Raw genomic sequence first — 24108 nt, 5'->3', positions numbered from 1 at the left:
TGGATCTCGCACAAAGAACCACCGGAAAACGGGAGTTGTCACCCATGAGCCAGCAGAACGTCACCGTCCTCGGACTCGGACAGATGGGGGCGGCACTCGCCGACGCCTTCCTGGCCGCCGGGCACCGCACCACCGTGTGGAACCGCACCCCGGCCAAGGCGGAGGCACTCGTCGCCCGCGGCGCGGTCCGCGCCGACACGGTCGAGGAGGCCGTGACGGCGAGCGACCTCGTCGTCATCTGCGTCCTCGACCATCCCGCCGTACGCGAGCTGCTCGCCCCGGTCGCCGCGTCGCTGCGCGGCCGCGTGCTGGTCAACCTCACCAGCGGCTCGCCCGAACAGGCCAGGGAGGAAGCGGCATGGGCGGCCGAGCACGGGATCGGCCACCTCGACGGCGGCATCATGACGACCCCGCCCGGTGTCGGCGACAGCTCCAACATGATCCTCTACAGCGGTGCCCCCGACATCCTCGCCGCCCACCGCGACACCCTCGCCGCGCTCGGCGACCCGGTCGACCTCGGCGCGGACGCCGGGCTCGCCTCCCTGTACGACGCCGGGCTGCTCGGCCTCATGTGGTCCGTCTTCGGCGGCTGGCTGCACGCCACGGCCCTGGTGGGGGCGGACGGCGTACCGGCCAAGGATTTCACCGGGATCGCCACCCGCTGGCTGCGGACCGTCTCCTGGTTCATGGAGCACTACGCGGACCAGATCGACGCCGGCGAGTACCCGGGCAGCGACGCGACCATCGACGTTCAGGTCGCGGCCATCGGCCACTTGCTGCACGCCGGCGCCGACCGGGGCGTCGACGACCGGCTCCCGCGACTGCACCTGGAGCTGATGAGGGAGATGGTGGCCGCCGGCCACGGCGGGGACAGCTACGCCCGCGTCATCGACGCGTTCCGGCGGCGCTGACGGGGCGCCTCACACCCCGGCGGGGGACAGGGCCTCACGCACCGTCGCCCGCGCCAGGACCGCCGTCGGGTCGACCACCGGGAGGCCGGCGCTCGTCTCGCCGAGCAGCAGCGGCAGTTCGGTGCAGCCCGCCACCAGCAGCCGGGCGCCCCGGGCGGCCAGCTCCTCCGCCGCCCGCTCGACGAGGCAGCCCGGCCCCGTGCCCCGCTCGCCCACCTCGCCCGCCTTCACCCGTCGGATCGCGCCCGTCACGGCCTCCTCCTGGGTGAGGGTCGTCGGGGAGATCACCCGCAGTCCGGCCGCCTCCAGGACCCGCTGGTAGAGCCCCGCCCGCACCGTCCCGGTCGTCGCCAGCAGCCCGACCGCCCCGACGTCCGGGTGGCAGGAGCGGATCTCGGCCACCGTCTCCGCGATCATGTCGAGCATCGGGACGCGGACACTGGTCCGCACGCCGTCGAGGAAGGCGTGCGCGGTGTTGCACGGCGTCGCGATGACCTGGGCGCCCATCGCCTCCAGCCGGTGGGCGCCGCGCACCAGCCACGGCGTGGGGTCAGGGCCGCGCCCGGTCAGCGCCGCCGAGCGGTCCGGGACCGTCGGGTCGGCCCACACCACCACCGGCAGATGGTCCTGGTCGACGCCCGCCGGGGTCGCGTCGATCACCTTGCGGTAGAAGTCGACGGTGGCCAGCGGCCCCATCCCGCCGAGAATTCCGATCGTCATGCGCGTCACTTCCCCCACTGGTCGAATGCGAGCCTGCCGACGAGCGCGACCACGACGACGAGCATCACGGCCCGTACGAATCCGCTGCCGCGCTTGAGTGCCATGCGCGCCCCCACGGACGCGCCCGCCAGGTTGAACAGCGCCATGAACGGCGCGAGCGCCCACAGCACGGTCCCCTGGTAGGTGAACATCGCGAGCGCGCCCAGGTTGGTGCCGACGTTGACGACCTTGGCCGTCGCCGACGCCGTGACCATGTCCATGGAGAGCAGGGCGACCAGGCCGATCACGAGGAAGGTGCCGGTGCCCGGGCCGAGCAGCCCGTCGTAGAAGCCGATTCCGGCGCCCACGACCACGATCGCGGTGAGCACGCGCTGCCGGGTCACCGCGCCGCCGGGCTTCTGCCCGAACTGCGGCTTCAGCACCACGAACGCGGCCACCGCCAGCAACAGCACCATGATCACGGGGCGCAGCACCGCGCTGTCGACACCGGCCGCGAAGAAGGCCCCGCCGACCGACGCCAGCGCCGCGACCCCGCCGAGCCGGACCGCGAGCCCCACGTCGACGGGCGCCTTGCGGACGTAGGTCACCGCCGCCGCCGAGGTGCCGACGACGCCGACCGCCTTGTTCGTGCCGAGCGCGTACGCCGGGGCGAGATGGGGGAAGGCGATCAGCAGCGCGGGCACCTGGAGCAGGCCCCCGCCGCCGACCACCGCGTCCACCCAGCCCGCCAGCGCGGCGGCGACGCAGAGCATCACCGCCGCGGTGAAGGTCAGATCATGCACGGGCGTAGCTGTCCTTGCTGAGCACCCGGCCACCGGGCCGCACGAGCACGTCGTCCGCCAGCGGGCCCGGGTACGGGTAGAACCGGCGCAGCCAGCGGTCGTTGCCGTCGTAGCGCGGCGTGAAGTCGCTGCGGCCGTGCACCACGATCCGGTTGTCCACGAGCAGCATCTCGCCCCGGTCGGCGCGCACGGCGCGGTGGACGGTGTGCATGGCCCGGTTGAGCCGCTCGAGGGCGGCCTGGGCCTCGCCGTCCGTACCGAAGGTGTTGTGCATGTTGAACCGGACGTTGGTGCCCGTCGGGCCGTCCGTCAGTACCGGGTGCGGCGCGGTGACCGGTCGCTCGTCCTCGCCGAGCCCGCGGGTGAAGGAGAGCGGGAAGCGGCTGCGGTAGCGGTCGGTGCGCAGCAGCTCGCGGTCGGCGGCCGGCAGCAGCGGCTCGGCCTCGCGTACCGAGGCGACCATGGTGGCGGCCTGCCGGTCGTGGTCGGGGCGCAGGCACAGCAGGCCGAGGTGGCTCGGGCGGACCGGGTGGTGGACGTTCTCGGTGTGGAAGTCGAAGAGGGTGGAGCCGGAGTTCAGCGGCTTCGCGGCGTCCGTGGCGACCGGGTACACGTCGTGCACCAGCGCGCCGGACTTCTCGTCCTCGTAGCCGATCAGCCCGCCGAGCGGGTGCGCGACCAGGGCGACGAGCAGGCTGGACGGATGGGTCTCGCCGAGGACGTTGGCGCCGTAGGTGGCGGGGGTGCCCGGGATCTCACCGACCGGCAGTCCGCGCACCACCATCAGCCCGTGGTCCGGCGGCGTGTCGCGGAAGGACTCGACGGCCTCCCGCAGCCGCTCCGGCAGCCGCTCGGCCAGCCGGCCGAAGGCGTCGGACTGCAGGGTCTGTTCGAGCGGACCCTCCAGCCGCGCTGCGGTGTGTATCAGCTCGTCGAGGCGGGCTGTGTCGCTCGGTTCGAGGGTGAGGGCGGCGAGGTCGGTACGGGGTTCCGTGTACGTCGTCATGCCCTTGAGCCTGGTCCCCGACAGCCCTGCCCACCAGGGCGGTTGACCGTCCGGAAACGTCCATGACCCACACCGGACACCCGGTGGGGCTGGCCGGTGGGGGCCGCGTCCGGAAGCGGAAGTGCCCCGGCGGCCCCCCGCCCGGCCACGATGCGGCAGCATGGTCGGCGAGCGCGACCGCATCCACGGGGGAGGTGTCCGCGATGTCTCTGTTCTCCTTCATCTGGGGCTGACGAATCTGTGCGTACGAAGGAACGGGCCGGGCGGTCCCGGTCGTTGCCGCTGACCGCCGTCACCGCGGGCGTCGTGGCGATGGCCGTCTCCTACGCGGGACCGCTCGCGCTCGTCCTCGGCGCGGCCGACGCGGCCGGACTCACCCCGGCGCAGAGCTCGTCGTGGGTGTGGGCCATCTCCATGGGGGCCGGTCTGACGTGCGTCGGGCTGAGCTGGTGGAGCCGCGCCCCGGTGATCACGGCGTTCTCGACCCCCGGGGCTGCGATCCTCGTCACCGCCCTTCCGCAGCACGGGTACGCCGAGGCCGTCGGAGCCTTTCTCGCGGCGGGGATCGCCGCCACGGCGCTGACGGCGACCGGTGTGTTCGCGCGGGTGCTGGCGCGGGTCCCCGAAGGTGTCGTCTCGGCCATGCTCGCCGGGACCCTGTTCTCCTTCGGCACCGCGGTCTTCACCTCGCTGCGTTCCGCACCGCTGCTGGCGGGTGCCATGCTCCTCGGATATCTGCTGGCGAAACGGTTCGTACCGACGTACGCGGTGGTCTGCGCGCTCGCCGTCGGACTCGCCGTCGCCGCCGCCACGGGCGGGCTCCGGGCCGACATATCGGGCCCCGGCCTGGCCGTCCCGCACTTCACCGCGCCGGAGTTCTCCGCCGGCGCCCTCGTCGGGATCGGTGTACCGCTGCTCGTGGCGACGCTCGCCGGGCAGTACGCGCCGGGCATGGCCGTGCTGCGGGCCGACGGCTACCGTCCCGACGAGCGCGTGGTGTGCGGTACGACCGGCGCCGTGTCGGTGCTCCTCGCCCCGTTCGGTTCGCACGCCGTCAACCCGGCGGCCATCACCGCCGCGATCTGCACCGGCCCCGACGCCCACCGCGACCCCGCCAAGCGGTGGATCGCCGGCATCAGCTGCGGACTCGGGTACGTGGCGGTCGGCTGCTTCGGCTCGACACTGGTGGCGCTGTTCACCGGACTGCCGAAGGCGCTCGTCGCGACCCTCGCCGGGGTGGCGCTGCTCGGGGCGCTCTCCGGCAGCCTCGCCCGTACCGTCGCGAGCGAGCGTGACCGCGAGGCGTCCGTCATCACCTTCCTGGCCACGGCCTCCGGCGTGACCATCGCCGGCATCGGCTCACCCTTCTGGGGCCTGCTCGCCGGTGTCCTCGCACACGTCCTGCTCGGCGCGGGCCGTGGCCGAGGAGGGTCCGGCTCCGGCGGCGGGCGGGCAAGGAGCGCCGGTCATGCCGGCGCGGTCGCCGCCGGGGGCCGACGAAGCCACGACGACGTCGCGGGCGGCACGGGCCCCGAAGGCCGGACGGCCCGGCCCGCCTCGCAGACACCCGGGACACCGGCCGCCCCCTGAGCTGTGGGCGGGCAGTGCGTACGCGGTGCCGGGCCATGCCCGGGTGACCCCGGCGAACGTGGCGCCGGCCGTATCAGCTCTTCGCACGGGGTGCCGGGGCAGGGCCGTGCCGCGGGGGTGGGGCGGCGCACCCCGCCCGGGTACGCCCGACCGCGCCGGCTTCCATGGGCACGTGCCTCGCGCCGTCGCGGCGTGAACGGGTCAGAGGGATCCCGCGCTCCCGGCGCCCGGCACCGTGGCCGCCGGCACCTCGGCGGCCTCCGCCGCCTCGGGCGCTTCCGTGGTGAGCCAGCCCGCCCGTTCGGCGAGCACCGCGACCTGGAACCGGCTGGTCGCGCCGAGCGCGGCCGTCAGATCACCGACCATGCGCCGGACCGTACGGTCCGAGACACCGAGCCGGCGCCCGACCGCCTCGTCGGTGAGCCCCTCGGCGAGCAGCCGCAGGACGGCACGCTGCCGCTTGTCGGGCTGGCCCGCCGGGCTTGCCTCCTGGACGTCCCCGCCCCCCAGGACGACGGCCTCGGCCCAGGCGTGCTCGAACTGACTGCGGAACACCTCCACCAGCGACGGGTCGTACACGACGACCGCCGCCGGCTGTCCGTCCGCACCGGTGGCGGGCACGATCGCGAGGTGCCGGTCGACCACGATCAGCCGGTGCGGCAGCGTCACCGCCGTCCGCACCTGCCCGCCGGCCTTCCGCAACTCACGCAGATACGCCGCCATATGGGGCATAACGGCGGATGAGGCGAGATGTACGGTACGCATCGCGACCCCGCGCCGCAGCACCCGCCGGTCCCGGGCGAGCCCGTCCTCGACCATGTGCTGCGGCACCCCGCGGCCCGGGTGCAGCGAGACGACCTCGTCGTGGGCCTGCTGGGCGGCGTCCTCCAGCGCGGCCGCGATGTTGGCCGTCCCCTCGACCAGCGCCGCCTGGGTGCCCGACACACGCTGCGCGTGGATCGGATGGAAGTCGGTGAGCATCCGCACCATCGCCTCGCGGGTCCGGGTGCTCTGCTCGATGAGCGCGTTGATCCGGCGGGCGTCCGCCGCCAGCAGGTGGTCGAGCGCGGACTCGGACGACACACAGGCCCAGCCGCTGGGTGTGGCGGTGGTCCGCACCAGCAGCCCCAGCTCGGACAGGACCTGGACGGCGGCCACGTACTCGTCGCTGGTCCAGCCGAGCCGCCGGCAGACGGCTGCGGGCGTCCAGGCCGCGTCCTGGACGGCGATCACATAGAGATCCCGTGCGAGCTTGTGCTCGACGGCGGCAGTCGTGCTCAAGAGGTCCCCCCTCCTCCCGGCGTTGGAGTATAGGACCACCCCATGACAAAGGGCCGCCGCTCCCGCCCCGAGCGGGGGAGCGACGGCCCTTCGGGCCTTCGGGCAGGCGTCAGAGCACGCGGACCGCGCCGCTGGCCGGGTAGCCCGACAGATCCTGGATGACGACGCCCTTGCTGGGGTTGGCCGCGTCGAGGTACTGGCCGTCGCCGATGTACACACCCACGTGGTAGGCCGAGCCCTTGCCGCCCCAGTAGAGGATGTCGCCGACCTGGAGGTTGGACAGCGAGACGTCCGTGCCGACCATCGACTGGTCCTGCGAGACGCGCGGCAGGTCGATGCCGACCTGGCGGTAGGCGGCCTGGACGAGGCTGGAGCAGTCCCACGAGTTGGGGCCGGTGGCGCCCATGACGTACGCGTCGCCCAGCTGCGCCTTCAGGAAGGCGACGACGGTCGCGGCGGAGCCGGTCGCCTGGGAGGAGTCGAAGGAGCCGCTGTCGCTCGCGGCCAGGGTGGTGCGCTCGGAGGAGCGGTTGGCGCGCTCCTCGGCCTCGGCGCGGGCCTTCTCCTCGGCCTTCCGCTCGGCCTCCGCCTTGCGCTCGGCCTCGGCCTTGGCCGTCTTGGCCTCCTTGGCGGCCTTGGCGGCAGCGGCGTCCTCCTGGGCCTGCAGCTCGGCGTCGAGCGCGAGCTGCTGGGTGGCCTCGGCGGAGGCGGCGACGGCGCTCGACAGGTTCGCGGAGAGGTCCGCGTTGAGGGTGGGCATCTCGATGGTCTCGGTCACCGGCTCGGCGTTCGCCGGCCCGGCAGCAGCGGCCACCGCGATGGTGCTGAGGAAGCCACCGGCAACTCCGGCGCGCAGCGCGATCTTCGAGGAGCTACTGCGGCGGGGCTTCCGGTGGCTGGGTATGTGAGCGGTGTGGGACATGAGTACAACCGCTATCAGGGCTTCACGGTTCCCATCAAGAAACGTGGGTTGCGCCACAGTTGCGTACGGAACGAGTGAATCCGCTTCTCTCGGGACCTTATTGACGCCGTAACGGGCAATCCGGGCACCCGTGAACAGGCCCGTGATCATGGGTTTTCCGCGAAACGTCCGAATTGCCGCGCGCTTACCACCCCTCCATACCGTTGGCCAAGCCCTGCTTTTGACGGCCCGTGAGGAAGTGGCGCAGGTCACATCGGGCCAACTTGAAGAAGGGTCCGGCCGTTCGTGAACGCGTGCACGTGTCCACTTCGGTCCGCCCGCTCCCACGGTCGAGTGAGGCGACCCCTCTATCACCCGTGCGAGTCCATGGCGAATTTGCTTGTAAAGGCCAACCCTTGATAGGGCAGCCTCTCCTTGACCAGCGGTAACCCCGTCGAATGTCACGTCTCGTGGCCACATGGCTACTTCACGTACGAAGATCGCCGTTCATCCGAATTCATGATCCTTCGCCTCGTGGTGGAGATCACAAAGACGTTGGTGGATCCCGTGTCGCAGATCACAGATCCACGGGCATAGGATGCGAAGCAGTCGGGCTTGTGAACTGCCTCACATATGCACGATCTTCCCGAGGCGGCGAGCGCGGATGCCCGGTGCGGTCCAACGGTCAAGGACGACTGGAAGGAGCGAGGAGCGTGAATGCCTACGCGCCCATCCTCGTGCTCGGCGCCCTCGGGGCAGGGTTTGCGATCTTTTCCGTGGTCATGGCCACGCTTATCGGCCCAAAGAGGTACAACCGGGCGAAGCTTGAAGCGTACGAGTGCGGCATCGAGCCGACGCCCACTCCGGCCGGCGGTGGCCGCTTCCCCATCAAGTACTACCTGACGGCGATGCTCTTCATCGTCTTCGACATCGAGATCGTCTTCCTCTACCCCTGGGCCGTCACCTTCGACGCCCTGGGGCTTTTCGGGCTCGTGGAGATGCTGCTCTTCGTGCTCACCGTCTTCGTCGCCTACGCGTACGTGTGGCGGCGCGGCGGCCTGGAATGGGACTGAGGGGCTGAGAGGCACACTCATGGGACTCGAAGAGAAACTGCCGAGCGGTTTTCTGCTGACGACCGTCGAACAGGCCGCGGGCTGGGTGCGCAAGGCGTCCGTCTTCCCCGCGACCTTCGGCCTCGCCTGCTGCGCCATCGAGATGATGACGACCGGCGCCGGGCGGTACGACCTCGCCCGCTTCGGCATGGAGGTCTTCCGCGGCTCGCCGCGCCAGGCCGACCTGATGATCGTGGCGGGCCGGGTCAGCCAGAAGATGGCGCCCGTCCTGCGCCAGGTCTACGACCAGATGCCCAACCCCAAGTGGGTGATCTCCATGGGGGTTTGTGCGTCTTCGGGTGGAATGTTCAACAATTACGCGATCGTGCAGGGCGTCGACCACGTGGTGCCCGTCGACATCTACCTGCCGGGCTGTCCGCCGCGTCCCGAGATGCTCATGGACGCCATCCTCAAGCTCCACCAGAAGATCCAGAGCTCCAAGCTCGGCGTGAACGCGGAGGAAGCGGCCCGCGAGGCGGAGGAGGCGGCGCTGAAGGCGCTCCCGACGATCGAGATGAAGGGGCTCCTGAGGTGAGCGACGCACGCACGGCCGCCGGGCCGCGGACGATGACGACAGGCGAGCCTCCGCGCCGCGTGGGCGAAGCAGCGGACGGGGGCGCACGGTGAGCGACCAGCCCAACCCCGAGAAGGACCTCAGCGCGCAGAACCTGCCGGGGCAGCGCGGCGAGCACGGGGAGGAGGTCCGCATCCAGCGCGGCATGTTCGGCGCCAACAACGGCGGCGACACCTCCGGCTACGGCGGCCTCGTCCGCTCCGTACGGCTGCCCGGCCCCGCCACCCGTCCCTACGGCGGCTGGTTCGACGAGGTCGCCGACGAGCTGGAGGGCGCCCTGGAGGAGCAGGGCGTCGTCCCCTCGAACGCCATCGAGAAGACCGTGGTCGACCGTGGCGAGCTCACCTTCCACATCGACCGCGAGCACCTGGTGCGCGTCGCCCGGACCCTGCGCGACGACCCGGCGCTGCGCTTCGAGCTCTGCACGGGCGTCAGCGGCGTCCACTACCCCGGTGACAAGGGCCGCGAGCTGCACGCCGTCTACCACCTGCGCTCGCTCACCCACGGCCGGCTGATCCGCCTGGAGGTCTCCGCCCCGGACGGGGACCCGCACGTCCCCTCGCTCGTCGCCGTCTATCCGACGAACGACTGGCACGAACGCGAGACGTACGACTTCTTCGGGCTGATCTTCGACGGCCACCCCGCCCTCACCCGGATCATGATGCCGGACGACTGGCAGGGCTTCCCGCAGCGCAAGGACTACCCCCTCGGCGGGATCGCCGTCGAGTACAAGGGCGCCCAGATCCCGGCTCCGGACCAGCGGAGGTCGTACTCGTGACCACCACACCCCACGCGCCCCACTCGGAGGGCCGCGAGACCACCGAGGGCACCGTCTACACGGTCACCGGTGGCGACTGGGACGAGATCGTCCAGTCCGCGGCCAAGGCCGACGACGAGCGCATCGTCGTCAACATGGGCCCCCAGCACCCCTCCACGCACGGCGTGCTGCGTCTCATCCTGGAGATCGACGGCGAGACCGTCACCGAGGCCCGCTGCGGCATCGGCTACCTCCACACCGGCATCGAGAAGAACCTCGAATACCGCACGTGGACGCAGGGCACCACCTTCGTCACGCGCATGGACTACCTCACCTCGTTCTACAACGAGACGGCCTACTGCCTGGGCGTGGAGAGCCTGCTCGGCATCGAGGACCAGATCCCCGACCGGGCCTCGGTCATCCGTGTCCTGCTGATGGAGCTCAACCGGCTCTCCTCGCACCTGGTGTGCATCGCCACCGGCGGGATGGAGCTGGGCGCCACCACGATCATGATCTACGGGTTCCGGGATCGCGAGATGATCCTCGACCTCTACGAGCTGATCACGGGACTGCGGATGAACCACGCGTTCATCCGCCCCGGGGGACTCGCCCAGGACCTGCCGCCCGGCGCTGTCGACGCGCTGCGCGAGTTCGTCAAGAAGATGAAGAAGAACCTGCCGGAATACGACAAGCTCGCCACCGGCAACCCCATCTTCAAGGCCCGCATGGAAGGCACCGGCTACCTCGACCTGGCCGGCTGCATGGCCCTCGGCGCCACCGGACCGATCCTGCGCTCCACCGGTCTCCCGCACGACCTGCGCAAGACCGACCCCTACTGCGGCTACGAGACGTACGAGTTCGACGTCCCCACCGCCGACACCTGCGACGCCTACGGCCGCTTCCTCGTCCGGCTGGAGGAGATGCGCCAGTCGCTGCGGATCGTCGAGCAGTGCCTGGACCGCCTGGCGCCCGGGCCGGTCATGGTCGCCGACAAGAAGATCGCCTGGCCGGCACAGCTCGCACTCGGCCCGGACGGCCTCGGCAATTCCCTCGACCACATCAAGAAGATCATGGGGACCTCCATGGAGGCCCTGATCCACCACTTCAAGCTGGTCACCGAAGGCTTCCGGGTGCCGGCCGGCCAGGCCTACGCCGCCGTCGAGTCACCCAAGGGCGAGCTCGGCGTCCACGTCGTCTCGGACGGCGGCACCCGCCCCTACCGGGTCCACTTCCGCGACCCGTCCTTCACCAACCTGCAGGCCATGGCGGCGATGTGCGAGGGCGGCCAGGTCGCCGACGTCATCGTCGCCGTCGCGTCCATCGACCCCGTGATGGGAGGCGTCGACCGGTGACCGCCACACCAGCCAATCAAGAGGTCAGCCTGGGGATGCCGCAGCTCCCCGCCCCCGACTACCCGGCCGACGTGCTGGCCAGGCTCGGGGCGGACGCCGAGGAGATCATCGCCCGCTACCCCGACTCGCGCTCCGCGCTGCTGCCGCTGCTGCACCTGGTGCAGTCGGAAGAGGGGTACGTCACCCGCACCGGCATGCGGTTCTGCGCCGACCGGCTCGGCCTGACCACCGCCGAGGTCACCGCGGTCGCCACCTTCTACAGCATGTACCGGCGCAAGCCGTCCGGCGACTACCAGGTCGGCGTCTGCACGAACACCCTGTGCGCGGTCATGGGCGGCGACGCGATCTTCGAGGAGCTCAAGCAGCACCTCGGCGTCGGCAACAACGAGACCACCGAGGACGGCAAGGTCACCCTCGAACACATCGAGTGCAACGCGGCCTGCGACTTCGCCCCCGTGGTGATGGTCAACTGGGAGTTCTTCGACAACCAGACGCCCGAGTCCGCCAAGCGGCTCGTCGACGACCTGCGCGCCGGCCGCCCCGTCGAACCGACCCGCGGCGCGCCCCTGTGCACGTACAAGGAGACCGCCCGGATCCTGGCCGGTTTCCCCGACGAGCGGCCCGGCGCGGTCGAGGCCTCCGGCGGCGCCGGCCCCGCCTCGCTCATCGGCCTGCGGCTCGCCAAGGGCGAGGCCGCCCCCGCGCGCGTGGTCCACCCCCGCGGCGAGGCCGCGCGGAGCGACGGCCCGCAGGACGCCCCGCGCGACGGGGCCGAGCACCTCAGTTCGCACGACGCGCCGCAGCAGACCTCGGCCTCCGACCCGGAGCACCCGGCCGGCCCGGTCACCGAGGAGGGGGAGTGATGACCTTGGCACCCGAGATCGGCGAGACGAGCCCCGAGAAGCTGCTCGCCCCGGTCCTTTCCGCGTTCTGGGACCAGCCCGGTTCCTGGACGCTGGACACCTACAAGCGGCACGACGGGTACGAGGGCCTGAAGAAGGCGCTCGCGATGTCGCCCGACGACGTCATCGCGTACGTCAAGGACTCCGGACTGCGCGGCCGCGGCGGCGCCGGCTTCCCCACCGGGATGAAGTGGCAGTTCATCCCCCAGGGCGACGGCAAGCCGCACTACCTCGTCGTCAACGCCGACGAGTCGGAGCCCGGGACCTGCAAGGACATCCCCCTCCTGTTCGCCAACCCGCACTCCCTCATCGAGGGCATCGTGATCGCCTGCTACGCGATCAGGTCGTCGCACGCCTTCATCTATCTGCGCGGCGAGGTCGTCCCCGTCCTGCGCAGGCTGCACGAGGCCGTGCGCGAGGCCTACGCGGCGGGCTACCTCGGCACGAACATCCTCGGCAGCGGACTCGACCTCGAACTCACCGTCCACGCGGGCGCCGGCGCGTACATCTGCGGCGAGGAGACCGCACTGCTCGACTCGCTCGAAGGCCGGCGCGGCCAGCCCCGGCTGCGTCCCCCCTTCCCCGCGGTCGCCGGTCTGTACGCCTGCCCCACTGTGGTGAACAACGTCGAGTCCATCGCTTCCGTTCCCGCGATCCTGAACCGGGGCAAGGACTGGTTCACATCGATGGGCAGCGAGAAGTCCCCCGGCTTCACGCTCTACTCGCTCAGCGGCCACGTCGCGTCGCCGGGCCAGTACGAGGCCCCGCTCGGCATCACGCTGCGCCAGCTGCTCGACATGAGCGGCGGCATGCGCCCCGGCCACCGGCTCAAGTTCTGGACCCCCGGCGGCTCCTCGACGCCGATGTTCACCGACGAGCACCTCGACGTCCCGCTGGACTACGAAGGCGTCGGCGCGGCCGGGTCGATGCTCGGCACCAAGGCGCTCCAGTGCTTCGACGAGACCACCTGCGTCGTCCGCGCGGTCACCCGGTGGACCGAGTTCTACGCCCACGAGTCCTGCGGCAAGTGCACCCCGTGTCGTGAGGGCACCTACTGGCTCGTGCAGCTGCTGCGGGACATCGAGGCCGGCAAGGGCGTCATGAGCGACCTCGACAAGCTGAACGACATCGCCGACAACATCAACGGCAAGTCGTTCTGCGCGCTCGGCGACGGCGCCGCCTCGCCGATCTTCTCCTCGCTGAAGTACTTCCGCGACGAGTACGAGCAGCACATCACGGGCAAGGGCTGCCCCTTCGACCCGGCCAAGTCGACCGCCTGGGCGGACAATCACCTGGAGGTGCGGGCATGACCGTCACGGCATCCAACCCCGCCGGAGGGGGCGGAGCGGCGGTGCCGCCCGAGGACCTGGTCTCCCTGACCATCGACGGCATCGAGATCTCCGTCCCCAAGGGCACGCTGGTCATCCGCGCCGCCGAACAGCTCGGCATCGAGATCCCCCGGTTCTGCGACCACCCCCTCCTCGACCCGGCCGGCGCCTGCCGCCAGTGCATCGTCGAGGTGGAGGGCCAGCGCAAGCCGATGGCCTCCTGCACCATCACCTGCACCGACGGCATGGTCGTCAAGTCGCAGCTCACCTCGCCCGTGGCCGAGAAGGCGCAGAAGGGCGTGATGGAGCTGCTGCTCATCAACCACCCGCTGGACTGCCCGGTCTGCGACAAGGGCGGCGAGTGCCCGCTGCAGAACCAGGCCATGTCCCACGGGCAGGCCGAGTCCCGCTTCGAGGGCCAGAAGCGGACCTACGAGAAGCCGGTGCCGATCTCCACCCAGGTGCTGCTCGACCGGGAGCGGTGCGTGCTGTGCGCCCGCTGCACCCGCTTCTCCAACCAGGTCGCCGGCGACCCGATGATCGAGCTGATCGAGCGGGGCGCCCTCCAGCAGGTCGGCACCGGCGAGGGCGACCCGTTCGAGTCGTACTTCTCCGGGAACACCATCCAGATCTGCCCCGTCGGCGCGCTGACCTCGGCGGCGTACCGGTTCCGCTCCCGCCCCTTCGACCTCGTCTCCTCCCCGAGCGTGTGCGAGCACTGCGCGGGAGGCTGCGCGACCCGCACCGACCACCGGCGCGGCAAGGTCATGCGGCGTCTCGCGGCCGACGACCCGGAGGTCAACGAGGAGTGGCTGTGCGACAAGGGGCGGTTCGCCTTCCGGTACGCCCAGGCGCGTGACCGGCTCGCCACCCCACTGGTCCGCAGTGCCGAGACCGGCGAGCTGGAGCCCGCGAGCTGGCCGGAGGCCCTGGAGGCGGCGGCGCGCGGCCTGGTCAGGGGCCGCACCGGGGTCCTCACCGGCGGCCGGCTGACCGTCGAGGACTCCTACGCGTACGCCAAGTTCGCCCGGGTCGCCCTCGACACCAACGACATCGATTTCCGCGCCCGCGTCCACAGCAGCGAGGAGGCCGATTTCCTGGCCGCCCGCGTCGCCGGACACGGCCGGGACCTCGGGGGAGGCCCGGGCGTCACGTACACCTCGCTGGAGAAGGCCCCGGCGGTGCTGCTCGCCGGCTTCGAGTCCGAGGAGGAGGCGCCCGGCGTCTTCCTGCGGCTGCGCAAGGCCTGGCGCAAGCACGGCCAGCGGACCTTCTCGCTCGCCACGCACGCCACGCGGGGACTGGAGAAGGCGGGCGGCACCCTGCTGCCGGCCGCCCCCGGCACCGAGACCGAGTGGCTCGACGCGCTCGCCTCCGGGACCGGTCTCGACGGTGACGGGACCCGGGCCGCCGAGGCGCTGCGGCAGCACGGTGCCGTGATCGTGATCGGCGAGCGGCTGGCGGCCGTCCCCGGCGCACTCACCGCCGCCGTACGGACCGCGTCCGCGACCGGCGCCCAGCTCGTGTGGATCCCGCGGCGCGCGGGCGAGCGCGGGGCGATCGAGGCGGGCGCGATCCCCTCGCTGCTGCCCGGCGGCCGCCCGGCGACCGATCCACGCGCGCGTGAGGAGACCGCGGCGGCGTGGGGCGTACGCGAACTGCCGCACCGCTACGGCCGGGACACCGGCCAGATCGTCGAGGCCGCGGCCACCGGCGAACTGGGCGCCCTGCTCGTCGGGGGTGTCGAGGTCGCCGACCTGCCGGACCCGGCACGCGCGCGTGAGGCCCTCGACGCGGCTTTCGTCGTCTCCCTGGAACTGCGGCCGAGTGAGGTCACCGACCGGGCGGACGTGGTCCTCCCCGTCGCGGCCGTCACCGAGAAGCCCGGCACCTTCCTCAACTGGGAAGGCAGGGCGCGGATGTTCGAGGCCGCGCTCAAGCCCGAGCAGATGACCCGACCGCTCGCCCCGTCGGACGCCCGGGTGCTGCACATGCTGGCCGACGCGCTCGACGTCCACTTCGCGCTGCCCGACCCCGTCGCCGTGCGCCGCGAGATGGACCGGCTCGGTGTCTGGGACGGCACCCGCGCGGGCGACCCGTCCGAATCGCCCAGGCCCCTGCCGCGGCCAGGTGACGGCGAGGCGGTCCTCGCGGGCCACCGGATGCTGCTCGACCTCGGCCGTCTCCAGGAGGGCGACGAGGCACTGGCCGGCACCCGGCACGCGTCGGTCGCCCGGCTCTCGGCGGCCACCGCGGCCGAGACGGGCGTCAAGGACGGCGATCCGCTGTCGGTCACCGGGCCCGCCGGGTCCGTAGAGCTTCCGCTGCGAGTGACCGAGATGCCCGACCGCGTGGTCTGGCTCCCGCTCAACTCGACCGGCGGCGGTGTCCTGTCCGACACGGGCGCGGCCCCCGGCGGGCTGGTCCGCATCGGCCCGGCTGCCCCGGCCCCCGCGGCCACCCCGGAGGTGGAGGCATGACCTCGTACTACCTGGCGGCGGAAGACCTCTCCATGTTCGGCCGCGACCCCTGGTGGCTCGTGGTGATCAAGGCGGTCTTCTGCTTCGCCTTCCTGATGCTCACCGTGCTCTTCTCCATCGTGTGGGAGCGCAAGGTCGTCGCGTGGATGCAGTTGCGCATCGGCCCCAACCGGCACGGCCCGTGGGGCCTCCTTCAGTCCCTCGCGGACGGCATCAAGCTGATGCTGAAGGAGGACGTGGTCGTCAAGCGGGCCGACAAGGTCGTCTACATCCTCGCGCCGATCGTGGCCGCCGTCCCCGCGTTCATGGCGATCGCGGTGATCCCCTTCGGCCCGGCCGGCAACGAGGTCTCGATCTTCGGCCAGCGCACCACCATGCAGCTGACCGACCTGCCGATCGCGATGCTCTACATCCTCGCGGTCGCCTCCGTCGGCATCTACGGCATCGTGCTGGCGGGCTGGTCGTCCGGCTCCACCTACCCGCTGCTCGGCGGGCTGCGCTCCTGCGCCCAGATGATCAGCTACGAGATCGCGATGGGCGCGGCGTTCGCCTCCGTCTTCCTCTACTCCGGGTCGATGTCGACCTCGGCGATCGTCGAGGCGCAGGCGGACCGCTGGTACATCGTCCTGCTGCCGGTCTCGTTCCTCATCTACGTCATCACGATGGTCGGTGAGACCAACCGGGCGCCGTTCGACATGCCGGAGTCCGAGGGCGACCTGGTCGGCGGCTTCAACACCGAGTACAGCTCCATCAAGTTCGCGATGTTCATGCTCGCCGAGTACGTGAACATGGTGACGGTGTCGGCCGTGTCGGTCACCCTCTTCCTGGGCGGCTGGCGGGCCCCGTACCCGATCTCCACCTTCTGGGAGGGCGCGAACCACGGCTGGTGGCCGATGCTCTGGTTCGTCATCAAGGTCCAGCTGCTGCTGTTCTTCTTCATCTGGCTGCGCGGCACGCTGCCCCGCGTCCGCTACGACCAGCTGATGAAGCTCGGCTGGAAGGTCCTCATCCCCGTGTCGGTCGTCTGGCTGATGCTGGTCGCGACCGTGCGGGCGCTGCGGAACGAGAACTACGACTTCCAGCAGATCGTGCTGTACGTCGCCGGCGCCGTGATCGCGGTGCTGCTGCTGTCCTTCGTCGCCGACGTCTTCCGCGACAGGAAGGCGAAGGAGGAGGCCGAGGCAGGGCCGCCGCCCGGCGAGTTCGACCCGATGGCCGGCGGGTTCCCCGTACCGCCGCTGCCCGGACAGACCCTGCCGCCGGTGCCGCGCCGGCGGTCGCGCCAGGAGCGCGAGTTGATTGTCAGTGGTGGCCCCGATACTGCTACTGCGAGTGACGGAAAGGAGACCGACGGTGTCTGACTTCCAGAACCCGGTGGCCGGCTTCGGCGTGACCTTCAAGGCCATGTTCAAGAAGCGGCTGACCGAGCAGTACCCGGAGCAGCAGAAGACGACGGCGCCGCGCTTCCACGGCCGGCACCAGCTCAACCGGCACCCGGACGGGCTGGAGAAGTGCGTCGGCTGCGAGCTGTGCGCCTGGGCCTGCCCGGCCGACGCCATCTATGTCGAGGGCGCGGACAACACCGACGAGGAGCGTTACTCGCCGGGCGAGCGGTACGGCCGCGTGTACCAGATCAATTACGCCCGCTGCATCCTGTGCGGTCTGTGCATCGAGGCCTGCCCGACCCGGGCGCTGACGATGACCAATGAGTTCGAACTGGCCGACAGCTCCCGCGAGAACCTCATCTACACGAAGGAACAGCTCCTCGCGGGCCTGGAGGAGGGCATGGTCGACTCGCCCCACGCCATCTTCCCGGGCATGACCGAGCAGGACTACTACCGGGGCCTGGTCACCGAGGCCGCGCCCGGCACGGTCCGGCAGACCGCGGCGAGCGGGGGCGAGGGTCCGCAGGAGGCCTCCTCGGACGTCGGTGAGGACGAGCCCGCCTCGAAGAAGGTGATCGGGGCATGAGCACCACCCTCGCCGCCTACACCACCTCCACCGGCGAAGCCGTGCAGTTCTGGGTGCTCGGCACCATCGCCGTCATCGGGGCCCTGTGCACCGTCCTGATGAAGAGGGCCGTGCACAGCGCGCTCTGCCTCGCCGGGACCATGATCATCCTGGCGGTCTTCTACCTCACCAACGGTGCGTACTTCCTGGGCGTCGTCCAGATCGTCGTCTACACCGGCGCGATCATGATGCTCTTCCTCTTCGTCGTCATGCTGGTCGGCGTCACCGCCGCCGACTCCCTCAAGGAGACCATCAAGGGCCAGCGCTGGTGGGCCGCCGCCTGCGGCCTCGGGTTCGGCATCCTGCTCGTCGCCGGCATCGGCCGGGCGTCCCTGGACACCTTCAACGGTCTGGGCACGGCCAACGCCGGCGGCAATGTGGAAGGCATCGCGGCGCTGCTGTTCACCAAGTACGTCTTCGCCTTCGAGATCACCGGCGCGCTGCTGATCACGGCCGCGGTCGGCGCGATGGTGCTGACGCACCGCGAGCGCACGGAGCGGGCCCGCACCCAGCGCGAGCTCGCCGAGCAGCGCGTGCGCGAGGGCAAGCACCTGCCGCCGCTGCCCGCCCCGGGCGTCTACGCCCGGCACAACGCCGTGGACGTGGCCGGTCTGCTTCCCGACGGCACGCCGTCCGAGCTCACCGTCAACAAGACGCTCCGGGCCCGCGGCCAGATCCGCGACGTGTCCACGGAGGCCATGAACGACCTCAAGGCGCTGGAGCAGCGCTCCGAGGAGCGGCTCGGCCGCCACCCGGCGGAGCCGCGGGCGCCGCGGCGTGAGGAGGAGAACGCGCAGTGAATCCGGTCAACTACCTCTACCTGGCCGCCCTGTTGTTCACCATCGGAGCGGCCGGGGTGCTGATCCGGCGGAACGCGATCGTCGTGTTCATGTGCGTCGAGCTGATGCTCAACGCCTGCAACCTCGCGTTCGTCGCCTTCTCCCGCATGCACGGCAATCTCGACGGCCAGATCATCGCCTTCTTCACGATGGTCGTGGCCGCCGCGGAAGTCGTGGTCGGGCTCGCGATCATCGTGTCGCTGTTCCGTTCCCGCCACTCGGCCTCGGTCGACGACGCCAGCCTGATGAAGCTGTGAGGGGCTGAATCGTGGAGAACCTGATCGCGCTGCTCGTCGCGGCGCCCCTGCTCGGAGCGGCCGTCCTGCTGTGCGGCGGCCGGCGGCTGGACAAGGCCGGGCACTGGCTCGGCACCCTGCTCGCGGCCGCCTCCTTCGTCATCGGCGCCGTGCTCTTCTTCGACATGCTGGGCAGGAGCGGCGAGGACCGGGCCCTGCACCAGCGGCTGTTCAGCTGGGTGCCCGTCGAGTCGTTCCAGGCGGACGTCGCCTTCCAGCTCGACCAGCTGTCGATGACCTTCGTCCTGCTCATCACCGGCGTCGGCACGCTCATCCACGTGTACTCGATCGGGTACATGGAGCACGACGACCGCAGGCGCCGCTTCTTCGGCTATCTGAACCTGTTCCTCGCGGCGATGCTGCTGCTCGTCCTCGCCGACAACTACCTGCTGCTGTACTTCGGCTGGGAGGGCGTCGGTCTCGCCTCCTACCTGCTGATCGGCTTCTGGCAGCACAAGCCCAGCGCGGCCACCGCCGCGAAGAAGGCCTTCCTGGTCAACCGGGTCGGCGACATGGGCCTGTCCATCGCCATCATGCTGATGTTCACCACCTTCGGCACCTTCGCCTTCGGGCCGGTGCTGTCCTCGACGGACCGGACGTCCGAGGGGATGCTGACGGCGATCGGGCTGATGCTGCTGCTCGCCGCGTGCGGCAAGTCCGCACAGGTGCCGCTGCAGTCCTGGCTCGGCGACGCGATGGAAGGCCCGACCCCGGTCTCCGCCCTGATCCACGCGGCGACCATGGTGACCGCCGGCGTCTACCTCATCACCCGGTCCGGCGCGATCTTCAACGCCGCCCCGGACGCGCAGCTCGCCGTCGTCGTGGTCGGCGCGGTCACGCTCCTCTTCGGTGCCGTCGTCGGTTGCGCCAAGGACGACATCAAGAAGGCCCTGGCCGGTTCGACCATGTCGCAGATCGGCTACATGATCCTGGCGGCCGGCCTCGGCCCGATCGGGTACGCCTTCGCGATCATGCACCTGGTGACGCACGGCTTCTTCAAGGCCGGGCTCTTCCTCGGCGCCGGTTCGGTCATGCACGGCATGAACGACGAGGTGGACATGCGGAAGTACGGGGGCCTGCGGACGTACATGCCGGTGACTTTCGTGACCTTCGGCCTCGGGTATCTCGCCATCATCGGCTTCCCGGGCCTGTCCGGCTTCTGGTCCAAGGACAAGATCATCGAGGCGGCCTTCGCCAAGGGCGGCACCGAGGGCTGGATCCTGGGCGCCGTCACCCTGCTGGGTGCCGGAATCACCGCGTACTACATGACCCGCGTGATGATCCTGACCTTCTTCGGCGAGAAGCGCTGGCAGCCCGCCCCGGACCCGGACAAGGTGCCCGGCGTCGAACCCGGCGTCGACGTCCGCCCGGGGGAGATGCCGCACCCGCACGAGTCGCCGAAGTCCATGACCCTGCCGATGATCGCGCTGGCCTTCGGATCGGTCTTCGCGGGCGGACTGTTCTCGCTGAACAGCGCGTTCGTGCACTGGCTGGAGCCGGTCACGCAGTTCGAGCACGGACACCCGCCGATCGGTGCCGCGGCCATCACCACGTCCACGGTCGTCGTACTGCTGATCGGCGTCGGCATCGCGTACGCGCAGTACGGCCGCCGCCCCGTCCCGGTGGTCGCCCCGCGCGGCTCGCTCCTCACCCGGGCCGCCCGCCGCGACCTCCTCCAGGACGACTTCAACCACGTGGTCCTGGTGCGCGGCGGCGAACACCTCACCCGCTCGCTGGTCTACGTCGACCACACCCTGGTCGACGGCGTGGTCAACGGCACCGCCGCCTCGGTCGGCGGTCTGTCCGGCCGGCTGCGCAAGCTGCAGAACGGCTTCGCCCGCTCCTACGCGGTCTCGATGTTCGGAGGTACGGCGGTGCTGATCGCCGCGACACTGCTGATGAGGGGGGTGTGACCGCGATGTCCCAGACAGTGAACGCGGGCTTTCCCCTCCTGACGGCGACGGCGGCCCTGCCGGCGGCCGGTGCGATCCTCACCGCCGCCGTCCCCGCCGCCCGCCGGACCGCCGCCAAATGGCTGGCGCTGCTCGTCTCGCTCGCCACCCTCGTGCTGGCCGCGATCGTCGCGGTCCGCTTCGAGCCCGGTGGCGACCGCTACCAGCTCGTCGAGTCCCATGCCTGGATCAAGGACTTCGGCGTGCGGTACGAGCTCGGGGTCGACGGCATCGGGGTCGCGCTGATCGCGCTGACCGCGCTGCTGATCCCCTTCGTCATCCTGGCCGGCTGGCACGACGCCGACCCCCTGGCCGCGTCCGACAGTGGCTCCGCCTCGGGCAGGAGCAGCCGCTGGCGGCCGACACAGGGCTTCTTCGCCCTGATCCTCATGGTCGAGGCGATGGTGATCCTCTCCTTCGAGGCCACCGACGTCTTCCTCTTCTACATCCTCTTCGAAGCCATGCTCATCCCGATGTACTTCCTCATCGGCGGCTTCGGAGACCGCGCGCACGAGCACGGCGAGGAGGCGGCGTCGACCCAGCGGTCGTACGCCGCCGTCAAGTTCCTGCTGTACAACCTGGTCGGCGGTCTGATCATGCTGGCCGCCGTCATCGGTCTGTACGTGGTCGCGGGGAACTTCCAGCTGTCCGAGATCGCCGAGGCCCGGGCGTCCGGATCCCTCGACATGGCGACCAACACCGAACGGCTGCTGTTCCTCGGCTTCTTCTTCGCCTTCGCGGTCAAGGCGCCCCTGTGGCCGCTGCACACCTGGCTCCCCAACGCGATGGGCGAGGCGACCGCCCCGGTCGCCGTCCTCATCACCGCGGTGGTCGACAAGGTCGGCACCTTCGCGATGCTCCGCTTCTGCCTCCAGCTCTTCCCGGAGGCGTCCACGTGGGCCACACCCGCGATCATCGTGCTGGCGCTGATCAGCGTCGTGTACGGGGCGCTGCTGGCGGTGGGCCAGCGCGACATCAAGCGGCTGGTCGCGTACGCGTCCATCTCCCACTTCGGGTTCATCATCATGGGCATCTTCGCGATGACGAGCCAGGGGCAGTCGGGCGCGACGCTCTACATGGTCAACCACGGGATCTCGACGGCCGCGCTGATGCTGGTGGCGGGCTTCCTGATCTCGCGGCGCGGGTCGCGGCTCATCGCCGACTACGGCGGTGTGCAGAAGGTCGCGCCGGTGCTCGCCGGCACGTTCCTCATCGGCGGCCTGGCCACCTTGTCGCTGCCCGGCCTCGCGCCGTTCGTCAGTGAGTTCCTGGTCCTCGTGGGCACCTTCGCCCGCTATCCGGTGGCCGGGATCATCGCGACGTTCGGCATCGTGCTCGCCGCGCTCTACACGCTGGTGCTCTACCAGCGCACGATGACGGGCCCGGTCAAGGAGGAGGTGCGGGCCCTGCCGGATCTGCGGCCGCGGGAGCTGGTGGTCGTCACCCCGCTCATCGCGCTGCTGCTCTTCCTCGGGGTCTACCCGAAGCCGCTGACGGACATCGTCAACCCGGCGGTGCGGCACACCATGTCCGACGTACAGCAGAAGGACCCCCAGCCCGAGGTGGAGGCGGCCAAATGAGTGCGACAGCTGTCCACAGCCTGTGGACGACGGCGGCCGAGCCACTGGAGAGGATCCCGGCCCCCGACATCGAGTACGCCCAGCTCGCCCCCACGCTCATCGTGGTCGGCGCGGCGGTCGTCGGGGTCCTGATCGAGGCCGTCGTGCCGCGCAGGGCCCGGTACCACTCCCAGGTGTTCCTCACGGTCGTCTCGCTCGCCGCCGCGTTCGCCGCGGTCGTCGGGCTCGCGGCCGGTGGGTACGGCACCACCAAGGCGCACATCGCCGCCATGGGGGCCATCGCCGTCGACGGACCCGCGCTGTTCCTGCAGGGCACCATTCTGCTGGCGTCGCTGGTCGCGGTCTTCACCTTCGCCGAGCGGCGCCTCGACCCGGCCCACGACGGCCACCGGATCGACTCCTTCGCCGCGGAAGCCGCCGCCGTGCCGGGCAGTGACCACGAGAAGGCCGCGGTCAAGGCCGGGTTCACCACCACCGAAGTGTTCCCGCTCGCGCTGTTCGCGATGGCCGGGATGCTGGTCTTCCCGGCGGCGAACGACCTGCTGACGCTGTTCATCGCGCTGGAGGTCTTCTCCCTGCCGCTGTACCTGCTGTGTGCCGTGGCCCGCCGCAAGCGGCTGATGTCGCAGGAAGCGGCGGTGAAGTACTTCCTGCTCGGCGCCTTCTCCTCGGCGTTCCTGCTCTTCGGGATCGCCCTGCTGTACGGGTACGCGGGCTCGGTGTCGTACGCCCGCATCGCGGACGTCGTCGACGGCTCGGTCACCGACATCGACCCGGCCCTCGCCTCCACCATGAGCAATGACGTCCTGCTGCTCATCGGCTTCGCCATGGTGCTGATGGGGCTGCTGTTCAAGGTCGGCGCCGTGCCGTTCCACATGTGGACACCGGACGTCTACCAGGGCGCCCCGACGCCCGTCACCGGCTTCATGGCGGCGGCCACCAAGGTCGCGGCGTTCGGCGCCATGCTGCGCCTGCTGTACGTGGTGCTGCCGGGGCTGCGCTGGGACTGGCGGCCCGTCATGTGGGGCGTCGCCATCCTCACCATGCTGGCCGGCGCGATCGTCGCGATCACCCAGACCGACATCAAGCGGCTGCTGGCGTACTCGTCGATCGCCCACGCCGGGTTCATCCTCGCCGGTGTCATCGCGGCCACGCCCACCGGTGTCTCCTCCGTGCTCTTCTACCTCGCCGCCTACTCGTTCGTGACGATCGGCGCCTTCGCGGTGGTCACGCTGGTGCGCGACGCCGGGGGCGAGGCGACCCATCTGTCGAAGTGGGCGGGGCTCGGACGGCGTTCGCCGCTCGCCGCGGCCGTCTTCGCGGTGTTCCTGTTGGCCTTCGCCGGCATCCCGCTGACCTCGGGGTTCTCCGGCAAGTTCGCCGTCTTCAAGGCGGCCGCGGAGGGCGGCGCCGGGGCGCTCGTGGTGATCGGCGTGATCTCGTCGGCGATCGCCGCGTTCTTCTACATCCGGGTCATCGTGCTGATGTTCTTCAGTGAGCCCAAGCCGGAGGGGCCGACGGTCGCCGTGCCGTCGCCGCTGACGATGACGACGATCGGCGTCGGCGTCGCCGTCACGCTGGTGCTGGGCGTCGCGCCGCAGTACTTCCTGGACCTGGCCAACCAGGCGGGGGTCTTCATCCGTTAAATCGGGCAGCGCGCGGGCGCGCGAAACGAGCCGGACCGGGAGCGGCCGGCGGGGCAGACGCCCCGCCGGCCGCTCCCGTGTGTGACGTG

21 protein-coding genes are annotated in these 24108 nt (G+C 70.8%); 16 read left to right on the top strand and 5 right to left on the bottom strand.

All coding sequences use genetic code 11. The features are described 5' to 3' along the window. Positions 1-35: 35 nt before the first annotated feature. Positions 36-911 (top strand): NAD(P)-dependent oxidoreductase, encoded by an 876-nt coding sequence (locus ACY34K_RS04540; RefSeq protein ID WP_462743900.1) that lies wholly within the window; start codon positions 36-38, stop codon positions 909-911. 9 nt (positions 912-920) lie between these two features. Here the strand turns inward: ACY34K_RS04540 and cuyB are convergent, their stop codons facing one another. The 3 genes from cuyB to ACY34K_RS04525 are packed head-to-tail and all read right to left on the bottom strand — an operon-like array spanning position 921 to position 3419. Continuing rightward, entirely contained in the window at positions 921-1631 is a 711-nt protein-coding gene (gene cuyB, locus ACY34K_RS04535; RefSeq protein WP_462743897.1) for a cysteate racemase, read from the bottom strand. Positions 1632-1636: 5 nt separating this feature from the next. Then, positions 1637-2413, bottom strand: coding sequence for a TSUP family transporter (locus ACY34K_RS04530; RefSeq protein ID WP_462743894.1), 777 nt, complete (start codon positions 2411-2413; stop codon positions 1637-1639). Then, a complete protein-coding gene (locus ACY34K_RS04525; protein WP_462743892.1) occupies positions 2406-3419 on the bottom strand; it encodes a TauD/TfdA family dioxygenase in 1014 nt (337 codons plus the stop codon). The genes ACY34K_RS04530 and ACY34K_RS04525 overlap by 8 nt, the downstream gene beginning before the upstream one ends. Positions 3420-3659: 240 nt before the next feature. On the opposite strand from ACY34K_RS04525, the gene ACY34K_RS04520 reads away from it, so the two are divergent. Further along, on the top strand, positions 3660-5009 hold the full coding sequence (locus ACY34K_RS04520; protein ID WP_462743889.1) for a benzoate/H(+) symporter BenE family transporter: 1350 nt from the start codon (positions 3660-3662) through the stop codon (positions 5007-5009). A 201-nt stretch (positions 5010-5210) separates the two neighbouring features. Here the strand turns inward: ACY34K_RS04520 and ACY34K_RS04515 are convergent, their stop codons facing one another. After that, complete coding sequence (locus ACY34K_RS04515; RefSeq protein WP_462743886.1) at positions 5211-6290, bottom strand: helix-turn-helix transcriptional regulator; 1080 nt, start codon at positions 6288-6290, stop codon at positions 5211-5213. Between the two features lie 109 nt (positions 6291-6399). Further along, entirely contained in the window at positions 6400-7212 is an 813-nt protein-coding gene (locus ACY34K_RS04510; protein ID WP_462743883.1) for a C40 family peptidase, read from the bottom strand. 692 nt (positions 7213-7904) lie between these two features. Here ACY34K_RS04510 and ACY34K_RS04505 point away from each other — a divergent pair. From ACY34K_RS04505 to nuoN, 14 genes are all read left to right on the top strand, one after another. Then, positions 7905-8264 carry an NADH-quinone oxidoreductase subunit A gene (locus ACY34K_RS04505; protein ID WP_030494815.1) on the top strand — a complete coding sequence of 120 codons (360 nt, stop codon included), beginning with the start codon at positions 7905-7907 and terminating at the stop codon, positions 8262-8264. A 19-nt stretch (positions 8265-8283) separates the two neighbouring features. After that, positions 8284-8838 carry a NuoB/complex I 20 kDa subunit family protein gene (locus tag ACY34K_RS04500; RefSeq protein ID WP_030174336.1) on the top strand — a complete coding sequence of 185 codons (555 nt, stop codon included), beginning with the start codon at positions 8284-8286 and terminating at the stop codon, positions 8836-8838. A gap of 88 nt (positions 8839-8926) precedes the next feature. Further along, the gene (locus ACY34K_RS04495) at positions 8927-9655 is read left to right on the top strand and encodes an NADH-quinone oxidoreductase subunit C (protein WP_462743878.1); all 729 of its coding nucleotides are present in this window, start codon (positions 8927-8929) and stop codon (positions 9653-9655) included. Then, complete coding sequence (locus tag ACY34K_RS04490; protein WP_462743875.1) at positions 9652-10986, top strand: NADH-quinone oxidoreductase subunit D; 1335 nt, start codon at positions 9652-9654, stop codon at positions 10984-10986. The genes ACY34K_RS04495 and ACY34K_RS04490 overlap by 4 nt, the downstream gene beginning before the upstream one ends. A 35-nt stretch (positions 10987-11021) precedes the next feature. Next, positions 11022-11849, top strand: coding sequence for an NADH-quinone oxidoreductase subunit NuoE (gene nuoE / locus ACY34K_RS04485; RefSeq protein WP_462744026.1), 828 nt, complete (start codon positions 11022-11024; stop codon positions 11847-11849). Beyond that, a complete protein-coding gene (nuoF, locus tag ACY34K_RS04480) occupies positions 11849-13198 on the top strand; it encodes an NADH-quinone oxidoreductase subunit NuoF (RefSeq protein WP_462743872.1) in 1350 nt (449 codons plus the stop codon). The genes nuoE and nuoF overlap by 1 nt, the downstream gene beginning before the upstream one ends. Further along, positions 13195-15696 carry an NADH-quinone oxidoreductase subunit G gene (locus ACY34K_RS04475; RefSeq protein ID WP_462743869.1) on the top strand — a complete coding sequence of 834 codons (2502 nt, stop codon included), beginning with the start codon at positions 13195-13197 and terminating at the stop codon, positions 15694-15696. Before nuoF ends, ACY34K_RS04475 begins: the two co-directional genes overlap by 4 nt. Continuing rightward, positions 15693-17057 carry an NADH-quinone oxidoreductase subunit NuoH gene (gene nuoH, locus ACY34K_RS04470; RefSeq protein ID WP_462743866.1) on the top strand — a complete coding sequence of 455 codons (1365 nt, stop codon included), beginning with the start codon at positions 15693-15695 and terminating at the stop codon, positions 17055-17057. The genes ACY34K_RS04475 and nuoH overlap by 4 nt, the downstream gene beginning before the upstream one ends. Next, positions 17050-17667: an NADH-quinone oxidoreductase subunit NuoI gene (gene nuoI / locus ACY34K_RS04465; RefSeq protein ID WP_462743863.1), complete on the top strand. Its 618-nt coding sequence runs from the start codon at positions 17050-17052 to the stop codon at positions 17665-17667. The genes nuoH and nuoI overlap by 8 nt, the downstream gene beginning before the upstream one ends. Beyond that, complete coding sequence (locus tag ACY34K_RS04460; RefSeq protein ID WP_462743860.1) at positions 17664-18506, top strand: NADH-quinone oxidoreductase subunit J; 843 nt, start codon at positions 17664-17666, stop codon at positions 18504-18506. Before nuoI ends, ACY34K_RS04460 begins: the two co-directional genes overlap by 4 nt. Then, on the top strand, positions 18503-18802 hold the full coding sequence (gene nuoK, locus ACY34K_RS04455) for an NADH-quinone oxidoreductase subunit NuoK (RefSeq protein WP_069927518.1): 300 nt from the start codon (positions 18503-18505) through the stop codon (positions 18800-18802). The genes ACY34K_RS04460 and nuoK overlap by 4 nt, the downstream gene beginning before the upstream one ends. An 11-nt stretch (positions 18803-18813) precedes the next feature. Continuing rightward, the gene (nuoL, locus tag ACY34K_RS04450; protein ID WP_462743856.1) at positions 18814-20754 is read left to right on the top strand and encodes an NADH-quinone oxidoreductase subunit L; all 1941 of its coding nucleotides are present in this window, start codon (positions 18814-18816) and stop codon (positions 20752-20754) included. Between the two features lie 5 nt (positions 20755-20759). After that, complete coding sequence (locus ACY34K_RS04445) at positions 20760-22373, top strand: NADH-quinone oxidoreductase subunit M (RefSeq protein WP_462743853.1); 1614 nt, start codon at positions 20760-20762, stop codon at positions 22371-22373. Then, entirely contained in the window at positions 22370-24019 is a 1650-nt protein-coding gene (nuoN, locus tag ACY34K_RS04440) for an NADH-quinone oxidoreductase subunit NuoN (RefSeq protein ID WP_462743851.1), read from the top strand. Before ACY34K_RS04445 ends, nuoN begins: the two co-directional genes overlap by 4 nt. Positions 24020-24108: the final 89 nt, after the last annotated feature.

Source organism: Streptomyces sp. STAM6 (genome assembly GCF_054963715.1).
This window is presented reverse-complemented; position numbering and strand designations above follow the sequence as displayed.

Excerpts from the sequence above, each read along its gene's own strand:
- cuyB (WP_462743897.1), bottom strand. The coding sequence starts at position 1,631 with ATGACGATCGGAATTCTCGGCGGGATGGGGCCGCTGGCCACCGTCGAC.
- ACY34K_RS04525 (WP_462743892.1), bottom strand. The coding sequence starts at position 3,419 with ATGACGACGTACACGGAACCCCGTACCGACCTCGCCGCCCTCACCCTC.
- ACY34K_RS04510 (WP_462743883.1), bottom strand. The coding sequence starts at position 7,212 with ATGTCCCACACCGCTCACATACCCAGCCACCGGAAGCCCCGCCGCAGT.
- ACY34K_RS04500 (WP_030174336.1), top strand. The coding sequence starts at position 8,284 with ATGGGACTCGAAGAGAAACTGCCGAGCGGTTTTCTGCTGACGACCGTC.
- nuoE (WP_462744026.1), top strand. The coding sequence starts at position 11,022 with ATGCCGCAGCTCCCCGCCCCCGACTACCCGGCCGACGTGCTGGCCAGG.
- nuoF (WP_462743872.1), top strand. The coding sequence starts at position 11,849 with ATGACCTTGGCACCCGAGATCGGCGAGACGAGCCCCGAGAAGCTGCTC.
- ACY34K_RS04475 (WP_462743869.1), top strand. The coding sequence starts at position 13,195 with ATGACCGTCACGGCATCCAACCCCGCCGGAGGGGGCGGAGCGGCGGTG.
- nuoH (WP_462743866.1), top strand. The coding sequence starts at position 15,693 with ATGACCTCGTACTACCTGGCGGCGGAAGACCTCTCCATGTTCGGCCGC.
- ACY34K_RS04460 (WP_462743860.1), top strand. The coding sequence starts at position 17,664 with ATGAGCACCACCCTCGCCGCCTACACCACCTCCACCGGCGAAGCCGTG.
- ACY34K_RS04445 (WP_462743853.1), top strand. The coding sequence starts at position 20,760 with ATGTCCCAGACAGTGAACGCGGGCTTTCCCCTCCTGACGGCGACGGCG.
- nuoN (WP_462743851.1), top strand. The coding sequence starts at position 22,370 with ATGAGTGCGACAGCTGTCCACAGCCTGTGGACGACGGCGGCCGAGCCA.